This is a genomic window from Bradyrhizobium icense (assembly GCF_001693385.1).
In the GTDB taxonomy this organism is placed as follows: domain Bacteria; phylum Pseudomonadota; class Alphaproteobacteria; order Rhizobiales; family Xanthobacteraceae; genus Bradyrhizobium; species Bradyrhizobium icense.
Genome location: NZ_CP016428.1, coordinates 195,332 through 208,906, shown reverse-complemented (window position 1 = coordinate 208,906; position 13,575 = coordinate 195,332). Strand labels below are relative to the sequence as shown.

General features: G+C 62.9%; 11 protein-coding genes. 7 read left to right on the top strand and 4 right to left on the bottom strand.

Translation table 11 applies throughout. From position 1 onward, the window contains the following. Positions 1-127: 127 nt before the first annotated feature. From LMTR13_RS01020 to LMTR13_RS01010, 3 genes are all read right to left on the bottom strand, one after another. Positions 128-889: a polysaccharide biosynthesis/export family protein gene (locus LMTR13_RS01020; RefSeq protein WP_156795380.1), complete on the bottom strand. Its 762-nt coding sequence runs from the start codon at positions 887-889 to the stop codon at positions 128-130. A gap of 129 nt (positions 890-1,018) precedes the next feature. Then, complete coding sequence (gene msrA, locus LMTR13_RS01015; protein ID WP_065726303.1) at positions 1,019-1,675, bottom strand: peptide-methionine (S)-S-oxide reductase MsrA; 657 nt, start codon at positions 1,673-1,675, stop codon at positions 1,019-1,021. 124 nt (positions 1,676-1,799) lie between these two features. Then, complete coding sequence (locus tag LMTR13_RS01010) at positions 1,800-2,117, bottom strand: hypothetical protein (protein WP_065726302.1); 318 nt, start codon at positions 2,115-2,117, stop codon at positions 1,800-1,802. 372 nt (positions 2,118-2,489) lie between these two features. Between LMTR13_RS01010 and rpsT the strand changes: the two genes are divergently transcribed. Then, positions 2,490-2,756: a 30S ribosomal protein S20 gene (gene rpsT, locus LMTR13_RS01005; protein WP_028347803.1), complete on the top strand. Its 267-nt coding sequence runs from the start codon at positions 2,490-2,492 to the stop codon at positions 2,754-2,756. 21 nt (positions 2,757-2,777) lie between these two features. Here rpsT and LMTR13_RS40160 read toward each other — a convergent pair whose 3' ends face one another. Continuing rightward, positions 2,778-2,951, bottom strand: coding sequence for a hypothetical protein (locus tag LMTR13_RS40160; protein ID WP_156795379.1), 174 nt, complete (start codon positions 2,949-2,951; stop codon positions 2,778-2,780). A 1,120-nt stretch (positions 2,952-4,071) separates the two neighbouring features. On the opposite strand from LMTR13_RS40160, the gene dnaA reads away from it, so the two are divergent. From dnaA to gyrB, 6 genes are all read left to right on the top strand, one after another. Continuing rightward, entirely contained in the window at positions 4,072-5,502 is a 1,431-nt protein-coding gene (gene dnaA, locus LMTR13_RS01000) for a chromosomal replication initiator protein DnaA (RefSeq protein ID WP_065726301.1), read from the top strand. Between the two features lie 327 nt (positions 5,503-5,829). Then, positions 5,830-6,948 carry a DNA polymerase III subunit beta gene (dnaN, locus tag LMTR13_RS00995; RefSeq protein WP_065726300.1) on the top strand — a complete coding sequence of 373 codons (1,119 nt, stop codon included), beginning with the start codon at positions 5,830-5,832 and terminating at the stop codon, positions 6,946-6,948. A gap of 48 nt (positions 6,949-6,996) precedes the next feature. Beyond that, positions 6,997-7,284, top strand: a complete 288-nt coding sequence (locus tag LMTR13_RS00990; RefSeq protein ID WP_065726299.1) for a GIY-YIG nuclease family protein — start codon at positions 6,997-6,999, stop codon at positions 7,282-7,284. A 46-nt stretch (positions 7,285-7,330) separates the two neighbouring features. Continuing rightward, on the top strand, positions 7,331-8,467 hold the full coding sequence (gene recF, locus LMTR13_RS00985) for a DNA replication/repair protein RecF (protein WP_065726298.1): 1,137 nt from the start codon (positions 7,331-7,333) through the stop codon (positions 8,465-8,467). 129 nt (positions 8,468-8,596) lie between these two features. Further along, positions 8,597-10,759 carry a hypothetical protein gene (locus tag LMTR13_RS00980; protein WP_065732311.1) on the top strand — a complete coding sequence of 721 codons (2,163 nt, stop codon included), beginning with the start codon at positions 8,597-8,599 and terminating at the stop codon, positions 10,757-10,759. 373 nt (positions 10,760-11,132) lie between these two features. Next, positions 11,133-13,568, top strand: coding sequence for a DNA topoisomerase (ATP-hydrolyzing) subunit B (gene gyrB / locus LMTR13_RS00975; RefSeq protein WP_065726297.1), 2,436 nt, complete (start codon positions 11,133-11,135; stop codon positions 13,566-13,568). The last annotated feature ends 7 nt before the right edge of the window (positions 13,569-13,575 follow it).

Below are 13,575 nucleotides of genomic sequence, written 5' to 3'. Positions count from 1 at the left end.
AGTGGCCACCTCTGCGCGAAACGGATGGTGAATTTTCTTGGTCAAATGCAAGGCATTTGCCTGACACCAATGCTCAGGAAAGGAGCGGTGTCAGAATGACCATGCGATGATGGAAAGGCTTCGCGTTCTAGAACCAGCGCTCGCTGACGAGCACGGTATCGCCGGGGCTGATCGGGCTGCCGGGCGGTACGACGAAGCGCGACGTTCCCGAGGCATCGGTGTGGGTGACCGTGACGCTGTCGCGGCGGGCGCGCGGCGAGAAGCCGCCGGCGATCGCCACCGCGCTCTCGACCGTCATGTTCGGCACGTAGGGATATTGCCCCGGGGCTGCGACTTCGCCGAGAATGAAGAACGGCCGATAAGCTTCGATCTCCACCGCGACCGAAGGCTCCCTGATGAATCCGCGGCGCAATTTCGCTGATATCTCTTCCGCCAGTCCCGCCGTGGTGCGGCCGCGCGCCCGCACCGAGCCGATCAGCGGCATCGTGATCGCGCCGCCAGCGTCGATCGCGTAGGTGTTGGTTAGTCCCTCCTGGCCATAGACGACGACGCGCAGCTTGTCGCCGGCATCGAGATGATAGGCCGCGTCGTATCGCACGGGCGCGGGTTCGGCATAAGCGACCGGCGCGGCAACGACGGCGGGTGCTGATGCTGCACGCGGCGCTGAAGCAAAGGCGGCGCGAAGTGCGCCGATGGCGCCGCCGCCGGAATCGGCCGCGGCCGTCCGCGGCGGCGGACTGTTGGGCTGGCCATAGGCCATCTGGTCGAGATCGCCCGGCGGTGCGACCGCAACCGGCCCGGTCGTGCGCATGCAGCCCGACAGAGCGAGCGCAGTGATGATCGCAGTGATCGGTATTCGAAACGCGTGCACAACCCGCACCAGAGCCATCCCTCAAAGCGAGACAGCTCTAGTCTTGCACCGGGTATGGTTAATAAAGGGTTTTGGAAGGTGGGGCGCGACGCCGGCGCTCAAAGCTCCCTCTCCCGTTCTTCACGGGGAGAGGGAGAGAAGCAAGAATCAAGCACTCACGCCGACGCCGATCGGGCAGGACACGCCGGTACCGCCCAATCCGCAATAGCCCGCCGGGTTCTTGGCGAGATATTGCTGATGATAGTCCTCGGCGAAATAGAAATCGCCCGCTGGCGCAATCTCGGTGGTGATGGCACCCAGCCCCTTCGCCGCCAGCGCCTTCTGGTACATAGCCTTCGACGCATCGGCGGCTTGCCGCTGCGCGTCGCCGAACGTGTAGATCGCCGAGCGATACTGAGTACCGACATCGTTGCCCTGCCGCATGCCCTGCGTCGGGTTGTGATTTTCCCAGAACGTCTTCAGGAGCTGCTCGTAGGAGACCTTCTTCGGATCGAACACGACCAGCACCACTTCGGTATGGCCGGTACGGCCCGAACAGACCTCTTCATAGGTCGGATTGGGCGTATGCCCGCCGGCATAGCCAACCGCGGTCGCATAGATGCCGTCGCCGAGCTCCCAGAACTTGCGCTCTGCGCCCCAGAAGCAGCCGAGGCCAAACACCGCCTGTTCGAGGCCCCCAGGATAGGGCGGCTGCAGCTTGCGGCCGTTAACGAAATGCGTGGTCGCGGTCGGTATCGGAGTGGCACGGCCCGGCAGCGCCTCGGCTGCACTCGGCAACGCGGTGGTCTTGCGCATGAACAACATGGAGCACCTCCAGGCGGGACATCGGCGGACGCGACGACGGCATCGGCCGGTTGGACTTCTATATATGTCTTTACGCCTGTTACCGCAGCCCTGTTACCTGGCCCCGGGGCGGGCGCCGGCCGGGTTAGTCCCGCGAATAGCCGATCAGCGGCTTGCGGGGCCGGAACAGGATCATGAGCAGAATGCCGACCACGCCCAGCACGGCGAAAACCGGCTGATCCAGCAGGACCCTTATGACACTGTTCCAAAGCCAGGGCGCGGTACCCTCGACCCAGGTCCGAAGCGCAAGCTGGCTGGACTGATGGACGTCGTTCCAGAACTGGCCGAACCGGGTAAACCGCAGGGTCTGGTCGGCAACGAAACGGGCACCGTCATAGACCATGAAGATGAATCCGCCGGCCAGAAGGAGCAGGCCGATAAGCCGGAAAAAACCGCGGATCATGTATCACCTTATATCTGTCGCCCCCAAAAGGCCGTCAGCCAATACCGGGGACACCCCGGAAATTCAACCTTGTCAGCACCTTACGCGCCCCTTTCCGCCGCCTTTCCGGCCTTTCGGGGAGGCCGGAAGGCGTTGACGGTGCAGGACGCGCCCTCTATAAGACCCCCAATGGCGGCGGGCGCAATCCCGCCGCCGCTGTTCTTTGAGCAGCGCCGCTTGCGGGAGCATTTTGGCTTCCGTCCATGGCATCCTCAAGAACGGCTTAGGTTACGAACACCTTGGAAAATACAACCAGCGATCACGCAATTTGAACGGCCGGCGCGCTCAAGGGCCGACCACCCGAGCGATGACAGCCGAAGGATAGTTGAGAACATGGCCAATACCACTTCCGCCAAAAAGGCGACCCGCAAGATTGCCCGCCGCACCATCGTCAACAAGTCGCGCCGCACCCAGATGCGCGGCGCGGTCCGCACCGTCGAGGAAGCGATCAAGAGCGGCGACCGCAATGCAGCGCTCGAAGCGATGAAGCGCGCGGAACCGGAACTGATGCAGGCAGCGCAGCGCAACATCATTCACAAGAACAATGCGAGTCGGAAGGTATCCCGCCTGACGCATGCGATCGCCAAGCTCGCAAAGTGAACTGACAGAAATAGATATTCGTCAAAGCCCGGCTTCGCCGGGCTTTTCTTTTTCAGTCATGCCGGGCGCGTGCGCAAAATTCATCTCGTCACGAACGTGCCACCTGTTGGATTTTGGGCACACATTGAAAGGCACCTGCCGGATCGACCGTGACAATTCAATCGTCTCGTTGCTGACCACCGCGTTGCGTGTCATATTTCGGGCACCCGTGGTTTTACGAGGTGCAACTTATTGCACCGGCGTTGCCATGCGCATTTGCGCGAAACGCGATCGCGGCGGCTGACCTGATCAGACAACGCCTGCTTCTTCCGCAGCATCGCTGGCGCGGGTTACCCTGCAAAAACAATTCCGAAAAACTTCGTCTCGCTAATCACTTATCCACATAGCGAGGACAAGCGTTTTGAAAATTGGTCCCGGTAACCACGATTGTAACGGTTTCTTAAAAAATTTTGCGAGTGCGGCGAAAATTGTCACGCTCGTTCGCGCCGCGGGATTCTCTGCGCTGATTCAAAAACTTGGTGTGGAGTGTCGCATTTGCAGTGTTGCAACATAGCCAAAGAGTCACGCGACATCGTCGAATCACGGATTGTCAGAAATCACGCTTGGTGTATTTGTTACTCGTTCGCGACGCTCAAGGCTCTCCTGACCAGCGCGGTATGAGACCCAAGAGCGGACGTGCAAATCGGCGGCGGTGTGCGCGTTAGCGACGCTTTCCAAGCGAAGCTGAGTTGGTAACTCATAGCAATATGGGAACGGTCGTTCTGTGTCTAAATTTCCCGGCGTGGCGCTCACGTTTCAAGCGCGTTCCGGACAAGGGGAATAAGATGCTTACCGACGATGCAGCGATTGGGAACGCGTAGCTCGCGAACGTGTTGAAGACGACAGACTGAGGTACGCGGCGGACGCAGCGGTCGAACAAGCGGATGTTCGGAAGCGGCAGACTGGCTTTGAAAACACTGGTGATCTGGTTGCTCGCTGCGCGTTCTCGCGGCGAGAGGGGGAGGTACTATGCTTTACGAAATCAACGCGACATTCGGCACGCTCATTTCCATCGAGACCGCTTTAGAATCCCTGAGCAACGCTTTTAGCCCGCCCCCCATGCGAACTCCGCCCGGCGCGTCGAGTACGCGCTGACCTCGCGGCAGCCTCTCACTCCATCCAACCTCTGATCTGTGCAACGGCGATCCCGCCGAACGCCCGATCCATGTCTGGTGGTTGAAGCGCCGCGCCGAGGTCACGTCTGGCAGAAAACCTGCAAGGTCGCGCCAGCCGATTTCGCAAGACACTATTACTCATTCAGAAAAGTTCTCAGGCAATGACAAATACGGAACAAGATCGCTGGTCGCGCGTGAAGGGGCGGTTGCGGACGAGTGTGGGCGAGGACGTCTACACGAGCTGGTTTGCGCGCATGGACCTCGAAGGCGTGCAGGACGAAAGCGTCCATCTGTCGGTGCCGACCCGCTTCCTCAAGAGCTGGATCCAGGCGCATTACGCCGACCGTGTCCTGACCTGCTGGCAGGCCGAGATGCCGGAAGTGCACCGGATCGACCTCACCGTACGCACGGCGATGCGATCCGCCGCTCCGGCCAAGGAGCCGACCGCGCCGGCCGATCAACGCCGTATCGAGCAGACCAATGGCCGGCCGGCGCCTGAATTGCGCGCGACTGCCACTGCGCCGGTGTCCGCCAGCCATGATGCGCTCGGCGGCTCGCCGCTCGACCCACGCCTGACCTTTGCAAGTTTTGTAATCGGTCGCTCGAATACCCTCGCCCATGCGGCGGCGCGCCAGGTTGCAGAAGGACGCCGCGGCGATCCCGTGATGTTCAACCCGCTCTACATCCACGCCGGCGTCGGCCTCGGCAAAACCCATCTGCTGCAGGCCGTGACATGGGCTGGCAATTCGGGGAACGAGCGCAAGGTGCTCTATCTCACCGCTGAAAAATTCATGTACGGCTTCGTCGCAGCGCTGAAGACGCAGACGGCGCTGGCGTTCAAGGAAGCGTTGCGCGGCATCGACGTGCTTGTCATCGACGACTTGCAGTTCCTGCAGGGCAAGTCGACCCAGGCCGAGTTCTGCCACACGCTGAACGCGCTGATCGATGCCGGACGACAGGTGGTGATCGCCGCCGACCGCCCGCCCTCCGATCTCGAGAGCCTCGACGACCGCGTGCGTTCGCGGCTGGCTGGCGGTCTCGTTGTCGAGATGGGTTCGCTCGGCGAAGAGCTGCGGCTCGGCATATTGAAATCGCGCGTAGCGGCTGCGCGTGCGCATCACGCAAGCTTCGACGTGCCGGAAGCGGTGCTGGATTATCTGGCGCGCACCATCACCCATAACGGACGCGATCTCGAAGGCGCCATCAATCGCCTGCTCGCGCACTCCAAGCTCAACAACCAGCCCGTGACGCTGGAAATGGCCGAGCGCGAGGTGCGCGACCTGATCCGTCCGCAGGAACCCAAGCGCATCAAGATCGAGGACATCCAGCGGGTGGTGGCCCGGCAATACAATGTCAGCCGTTCGGACCTGCTCTCGTCGCGGCGCACCGCGAATGTGGTTCGGCCGCGCCAGGTCGCGATGTATCTGGCGAAGACGCTGACGCTCCGCTCGCTGCCCGAGATCGGACGCCGGTTCGGCGGACGCGACCACACCACGGTGCTGCACGCCGTGCGCAAGATCGAGGCACTGGTGGCCCGGGACACCGCACTGTCCGAAGAGGTCGAGTCGCTGAAGCGGCAGTTGCAGGAATAGCGGCCAGCTGGAACAGGACCTTGCTCCTCCCCAGCCTCTCCCGCCCTGATCCAATCGAAGTCGGATTTATCCGACTTCGATAATTATGATGCCCAACTCGGGTAAACCCGAGTTGGGGGGCGGGAGAATTTTTTTCTGCCGCCATTTTTCGCCGCAAAAGTGGGGGAACGGCGGCCTGCTCCCTTGCACCGGCGCCCCATCCGCGCCACCTTGCGGTCCCCCCGGGGGTTTGATCAAATCCGGTCCTGATCCGGCTTTTCGGGTTTCCAATGCCGCGGCGCTGCCTTGACGGGCCGCCCGGCTTTTCCATCTCTGGCGGGTATTGCAATGAAGGTCACCGTCGAACGCGCGCAACTGCTGAAATCGCTGGGTCACGTCCATCGCGTGGTCGAGCGCCGCAACACCATCCCGATCCTCGGCAATGTGCTGGTCCGCGCCGAAAACGCCAGGCTGTCGCTGAAGGCGACCGACCTCGATCTCGAGGTGACCGAAACGCTGGCAGCGGAGACCGGAACGGCCGGCTCCACCACCGTGCCGGCGCATATGTTTTATGACATCGTCCGCAAACTGCCCGACGGCGCGCAGATCGTGCTGGAGGCCGATGGCGACCGCTCGGTCATGGCCATCCGTGCCGGCCGCTCGCGCTTCACCCTGCAGACCCTGCCCGAAAGCGATTTCCCCGATCTCGCCGCCGGCGAGATGACGCATTCGTTCTCGCTCGCGGCTGCCGACGTCAAGCGTCTGATCGACCGTACGCAGTTTGCGATCTCGACCGAAGAGACCCGCTATTACCTCAACGGCATCTACCTGCACACCGCCGGCAGCGCCAAGGCCGCGACACTGCGCGGGGTTGCAACCGACGGACATCGGCTGGCGCAGATCGATCTGGCACTGCCCTCCGGCGCCACCGGCATGCCCGGCGTGATCGTGCCGCGCAAGACGGTGGGCGAGGTGCTGCGGCTGATCGAGGACAATGAAGCCGAAGTCAAAATCGAACTTTCGCAGGGCAAGATCCGCTTCACCCTCGGCAACGTCGTGCTGACCTCAAAGCTGATCGACGGAACCTTCCCGGACTACGGCCGCGTCATTCCGCAGAACAACGACAAGGAACTGATCGTCGACAAGAAGGACTTTGAGGCCGCCGTCGACCGCGTCTCGACCATTTCCAGCGAGCGCGGCCGCGCCGTGAAGCTTGCGCTGTCCGCCGGCAAGCTCGTGCTGTCGGTGACCAATCCGGATTCCGGCAGCGCCACCGAAGAGCTCGAAGTCGAATACGCCTCCGACGCGCTCGATATCGGCTTCAACTCACGCTACCTGCTCGACATCGCCGCCCAGATCGAAGGCGACGTCGCCGTGCTCCGCCTCGCCGACCCTGGCTCGCCGACCCTGGTGCAGGACAAGGACAACAAAGGCGCCCTCTACGTGCTGATGCCGATGCGGGTTTGAGCTCCAACTGTCATTGCCGGGCTTGACCCGGCAATCCATCAAACAAAAATGACCTATTGGGTGTACATCCTCGCGAGCAAACCAGGCGGAACGCTGTACATCGGTGTAACAAACAATCTGATCAGGCGTGTATACGAGCACCGGGAAGGTCTGGCAGACGGTTTCACCAAACGGTACGGCGTCAAGACACTGGTGTATTTCGAAGCGCACGAAACAATTGCTGTCGCGCTTCAACGCGAGAAGAACATCAAGCATTGGTCGCGCGAGTGGAAAATCGATCTGATCGTGGCGGGCAATCCCGACTGGCGGGATTTATACGAAGATATTGCCCGCTAGCGCGGACGATGGATTGCCGGGTCAAGCCCGGCAATGACAGCTTGGCATGACCCCCTCCCGCATCCATCGCCTGTCGCTCACGCACTTCCGCAATTATCGCGCGGCGAGCGTGCAGGTGCGCGGCGATATGGTGGTGCTGGTGGGGCCGAACGGCGCCGGCAAGACCAATTGCCTGGAGGCGATCTCGTTTCTGTCGCCGGGACGTGGCCTGCGGCGCGCGACGCTGGAGGATGTTGCCGACAATCAGGGTGACGGCTCCTGGGCGGTGTCGGCCGAGGTCGAGGGCGCGCTGGGGCTTGCCACGCTTGGCACCGGCATCGATGCGCCGACCGCGGACGCCGCCTCCAGCCGCCGCTGCCGGATCGACCGCGAGCCGGTGAGCTCGGCAACCGCATTCGGCGATCATTTGCGCATGGTATGGCTGACGCCGGCGATGGACGGGCTGTTCCTCGGCGCAGCTTCCGAGCGGCGGCGCTTCTTCGACCGTCTGGTGCTGGCGATCGACAGCGAGCATTCCAGCCGCGTCTCGGCGCTGGAGCGCTCGCTGCGTTCGCGCAACCGCCTGCTCGAAGTGCGCAATTATGACGACCACTGGTGCGAAGCGATCGAGCGCGAAACCGCCGAGCTCGCTGTTGCGGTTGCCGCCACGCGCGGCCAGACCGTAACCAGACTGGCTGCGATGCTGCGCGAACGCGGCGCGGCCTCCGCCTTTCCATCGGCGCAGATCATGCTCGACGGCTGGATGGAAAACGCGCTGGTCAACGAATCCGCAACCGCGGTCGAGGATCGCTACCGCGAGATCCTGCGCGCCAACCGTGCCCGCGACGCCGCGGCCGGCCGCACGCTGGATGGTCCCCATCTCACGGACTTGCAGGTGGTCTATGCGCCGAAGAACATGCCGGCGCGCGACGCCTCCACGGGCGAACAAAAGGCGCTGCTGATCGGGCTAGTGCTGGCCCATGCCACCCTGGTTGCCGAGATGACCGGGATCGTGCCGCTATTGCTGCTCGACGAAGTCGTCGCACATCTTGATCCCAGCCGGCGCAAGGCGCTGTTCGATGAACTGGCAAAGCTCGGCGCACAGGTCTGGATGACCGGTGCCGATCCAGCGGCGTTCGTCGATATCGGAGCGACCGGCGAGATTTTCGACGTCGAGTCTGGCCGGGTGAGCCGCCGTGCCTGAGCGCGGCCAATAGGGCCATCTTGAACCTAATCCCGCGCCGGCACGACTAGGTTAGGGGAACCGGCGCCGGCCCCGCGGCCCGTGCAGCCGTGCACCCTCGTTCGCAACTCGCAAATACCGGAGATGAATATGCCTGAGATCGCGCAGGGAATCCTGCCGGCCGGAAGACGACTGCTGCCGCTGATTTTCGCGATCACCGCCGCCATGCCGCTTACTGCAAGGGCCGACAACGGCATCGTCGACGTCCGTACGCTGCCTCGGCTGGAAGGCGCCGTAGAAGATGCTTCTCGTACCCAGCCCCATAGCCTGAGTTACGGCGTCGGCACCGCCGTCGCGATCACGACTGAAGCCACCGGAAAGCTGCTCGCCGCCGACGGCTGGGTACAATTTTTGCGGCCGCTGGACGAGAAGAGCACTATCCTCACTTTCAAGAAGGCGCAGCAGGGGCTGAGCGTACGTCTCACCCAGGGACTCGGCCGCCCCGATCAATCGGTCGTGCACTACAACTCCGACCGGATCACCTCGAACCTACCGTTTCCGCCCGAGGCCACCGGCATCGTGTTTGACCAGCACCGGCCCTATCTCGGCTGCATCGCGCCGGCCGCCTTTGACGCGACGCTCGACTTCTTCCGCAAGGAGATGGCCGCGATCGGCTGGAAGCAGCTCACCGCCACTGAGGCGGCTGCGCGATGGCCGAACGCGGAATTCAGCGAGACCGTAGAGAACGGCGTCCGCGCCTACTACACCCATGACGACGGCGACGGCTTCTATCGGCAGCGGCCGGTCATGCTGACCCTGCAGCGGCGAAGCGACGGCCGGACCGGGGTTGAAATCCGGGTTGCGCCGTTCGCCTTGCCGCAGACGCTGGAAGCCGATTCCGAAATGGCCGGCCTGCCCAAGCCGAAGCCGACCAGGACCGCAAAGAGTTTAGGCGGCTCCGATTCCGCCCGCCGCCAGCTCGAGGTCGCCGTCGTTGCCGAGCTTCCCGCAACGCTTGCCTTCTATCGCCGCGAACTCGCAAGCCGCAACTGGACCGAAGAGACGAAGGGCGCGGTCGTCACGCCGGATAATGTCACCTTGAATTTTTCCTCTGCCGAGCAGACCGCGACGCTGACGCTCGGGCGCAAATACGATCTGACCGTCGTCAGCCTCGTCACGCAGATGAGCGAAGCGGCAATGGCCGCACGCGCCAAGGCGAAGAAGCAAGCCGACGAGAAGTTCATGAACGACGCTGCAGCGATGGCCAAGCAGGTAATCGCCGCCGACGAGGCGCGGCGGGTCGCGCAAGCCGCCAATCTGTCGGATGCGCCGCTGCGTGCGCTTGCCGACAGTTCGACACCGGTGCCCTTGCCGGAGAATGCGGAGAACGTGAAGTTCGACGGCGCCGACGGCAGGCTCGAATTCAATTCCGCTTCCAGCGTGAAGGCGGTCGCAGCATTCTACCGCGGCTCCCTGCACTCGCAGGGCTGGAGGGAGAAGCCATCGGTCATCAACCAACCCAATATGGCCGTGATGGGATTTTCCAAAGGCCGCAAGACGCTGTCGCTCACCGCCATGCAGATGGGCCCGAAGGTCCGCGTCAGCGCCGGTGGATCGGCGCTCGTTATGGCAAACGCCGGGCCGGAAGGTACTAAGGCGTCAAGCGGATCGGCCGGCAAGGCCGTGGCAGAAACGCTCGATGCCGATCCGGATTCCGCCTTGCCAGTGCCGAAGCAACGCACCATGACTTCGATGGGTACCGGCAAAATGCCCGGCAGCGATGCGCCGTTCCGCAGGGAGCTCGAGGCCAGTATCCCAGCCGAACTCGACACGGTGCTCGCCTTCTACCGTCGCGAACTCACCAAGCGAGGCTGGCAGGAGACGGCCGAAGGCGCCATCGTGAAGCCCGACCAGGTGCAACTCGCATTTGCTTCGCCCGACGGTCCTGCCACATTGAAACTCGGCCGCAGGAACGGCGAGACGTCGGTCAATCTTGCGCAAAAATATCCGGCGACCGCCGCCAAAGCCGATGTCGTGCCGAAGCCGGGCCAGTCCAAACTGATGTTCGGCAATATCGGCGAGAGCGACGCCACGGTTTCGATCAACAAGCAGACGATCAGGATCGCCGCCGGCGCCGGCGGACCGCAATCGGCAAGGCCGCCGATGATCGATCTGCCGCCGGGCAAATACCGGTATGCGCTGAAAATCGCGGGCAGGCCGGCGCGCAACAACTTCATCGAAGTCACCGCTAACGATACCTGGGGCCTAATGATCGGCCCGGGCGGCGATGTGTTACCCCTGCAGATGTACTGATCACGTCCCGGCGGAGCTTGCTCGCGGCGATTGGCATCGCGAGCACGCGATCAATGATGGAAGGAATCGAATACGCCGATCCCTTCTCGGTCGTTTGATCGTGGGCCGAACTATCCGCGGCAGTCTGCGAATTCCTGCCCGGTGCCCTTAAAAACTCAGCTTCCGGGGGCTTGAAATCAGCCCTCGAATCGCGCTTTTCGAGGCCCTCTGAATCGGCCCTTGGACACCTTGAAAAAGAGTAAAAAATCACCATTTATTCAATAACTTGCGGACGGAGAGATTGCGCTAGGCGCGATGCCTCTTTCGTGGCACAAATAGAGTAATCAGCGCCTCATATTGCGCGGCTGATTTGGGACACCCTCGAAGGCCTCACATGACAGAACCTGCCCGGCGGACCCCTGCCGACACTGAGCATCCCATTCCCGTTGAGTATGGTGCGGAATCGATCCGGGTGTTGAAGGGCCTCGATGCCGTTCGCAAGCGGCCGGGCATGTACATCGGCGACACCGATGATGGTTCCGGCCTGCACCACATGGTCTACGAGGTCGTCGACAACGCGATCGACGAGGCGCTCGCGGGCCACGCCACGCGCGTCGATGTGATCCTCAATGCAGACAATTCCGTTACCGTGCGCGACGACGGCCGCGGCATTCCCGTCGACATCCACAAGGGCGAAGGAATCTCTGCCGCTGAGGTCATCATGACCCAGCTCCACGCCGGCGGTAAATTCGACCAGAACTCCTACAAGGTTTCCGGCGGCCTGCACGGCGTTGGCGTTTCCGTCGTCAACGCGCTGTCGAGCTCGCTGAAGCTCAGGGTCTGGCGCGACGACAAGGAGCATTTCGTCGAGTTCGCCCATGGCGACTCGCTGGCACCCTTGAAGGTGGTCGGCGAGGCCCAGGGCAAGCGCGGCACCGAGGTCACCTTTCTCGCCTCGAGCGAGACATTCAAGAACATCGAATATGATTTCGCGACGCTGGAACACCGGCTGCGCGAGCTCGCGTTCCTCAATTCCGGCGTTCACATCATCCTCTCCGACATGCGCCACGCCGTCGAGAAGCGCGAGGAGATGCGCTACGACGGCGGCGTCGAGGAGTTCGTCAAATATCTCGACCGCAACAAGAAGGCCATCGTGCCTGTCCCGATCATGGTGCGGTCGGAAGCCAACGGCATCGGTGTCGAGGCGGCACTGTGGTGGAACGACAGCTACCACGAGAACGTGCTTTGCTTCACCAACAACATCCCACAGCGAGACGGCGGCACCCATCTCGCCGGTTTCCGCGGCGCGCTGACACGCCAGGTCAACGGCTATGCCGACGCCAACGCGAAGAAGGAAAAGATCGCGCTGACCGGCGACGATTGCCGCGAAGGTCTCACCGCCGTGCTGTCGGTAAAGGTGCCGGACCCGAAATTTTCGTCGCAGACCAAGGACAAGCTCGTGTCCTCGGAAGTGCGCCCGGTGGTCGAGAACGTGCTGAACGAGGCCCTGGCGGCCTGGTTCGAGGAGCATCCGGCCGAAGCGAAAGTCATCGTCGGCAAGGTGATCCAGGCGGCCGCCGCGCGCGAAGCCGCCCGCAAGGCGCGCGAGCTGACACGCAAGAGCCCGCTTAGCGTCTCCTCGCTGCCTGGCAAGCTCGCCGACTGCCAGGAGAAAGACCCGGCCAAGTCGGAACTGTTCATCGTCGAGGGCGACTCGGCCGGCGGCAGCGCCAAGCAGGGCCGCAACCGTGAGTTCCAGGCGGTGCTGCCGCTCCGCGGCAAGATCCTCAATGTCGAGCGCGTCCGCACCGACAAGATGCTTTCGTCCGAGCAGATCGGCACCCTGATCACCGCGCTCGGCACCGGCATCAGCGACGACTTCTCGGCCGACAAGCTGCGCTACCACAAGATCATCGTGATGACGGACGCCGACGTCGATGGCGCCCACATCCGCACGCTGCTATTGACCTTCTTCTACCGGCAGATGCGCGAATTGATCGATCGCGGCCACCTCTATATCGCCCAGCCGCCGCTCTACAAGGTGACGCGCGGCAAGTCCGAGCAGTACCTGAAGGACGAGCGCGCACTGGAAGATTATCTGATCGCGACCGGCCTCGATGACTGCGTCTTCAAGCCCGCATCGGGCTCGGAACGCGCCGGGCGCGACCTGCTGTCGATGGTGGAGGATGCGCGCGTGATCCGCGGCATCCTGAACAACCTGCACAGCCGCTATAACCGCAAGGTGGTCGAGCAAGCCGCGATCGCGGGCGTCCTGACGCCGAAGATCACCGGCGATCTTGCCACGGCAAACGCCGCGGCCGAATACATCGCCAGGCGCCTGGACAAGCTGGCCGACGAAGTCGAGCGCGGCTGGGTCGGCCATTTCGCCGAGGGCGAAGGCTTCACCTTCGAACGCACGATCCGGGGCGTCAAGGATGTAGCCGTCATCGACGACGCCCTGCTCGGCTCGGCGGACGCCCGCAAGCTCGATGACTACGCCGCGAAGCTGCAGGAGGCCTATCCGAACCCTGGCCTGCTGCGCCGCAAGGACACCGAGACCACGATTCACGGGCCGGTCAGCCTGTTCGAGGCGGTCACCGATGCCGGCCGCAAGGGCGTGGCGCTGCAGCGCTACAAAGGCCTCGGCGAGATGAATCCCGACCAGCTCTGGGAGACCACGCTCGACACCAACGAGCGCTCGCTGCTGCAGGTGAAGATCAAGGAGGTCGACGAGGCCGACGACATCTTCACCAAGCTGATGGGTGACGTGGTCGAGCCACGCCGCGAGTTCATCCAGGATAACTCGCTCAGCGCCAATGTCGACGTGTGAGGCAGGA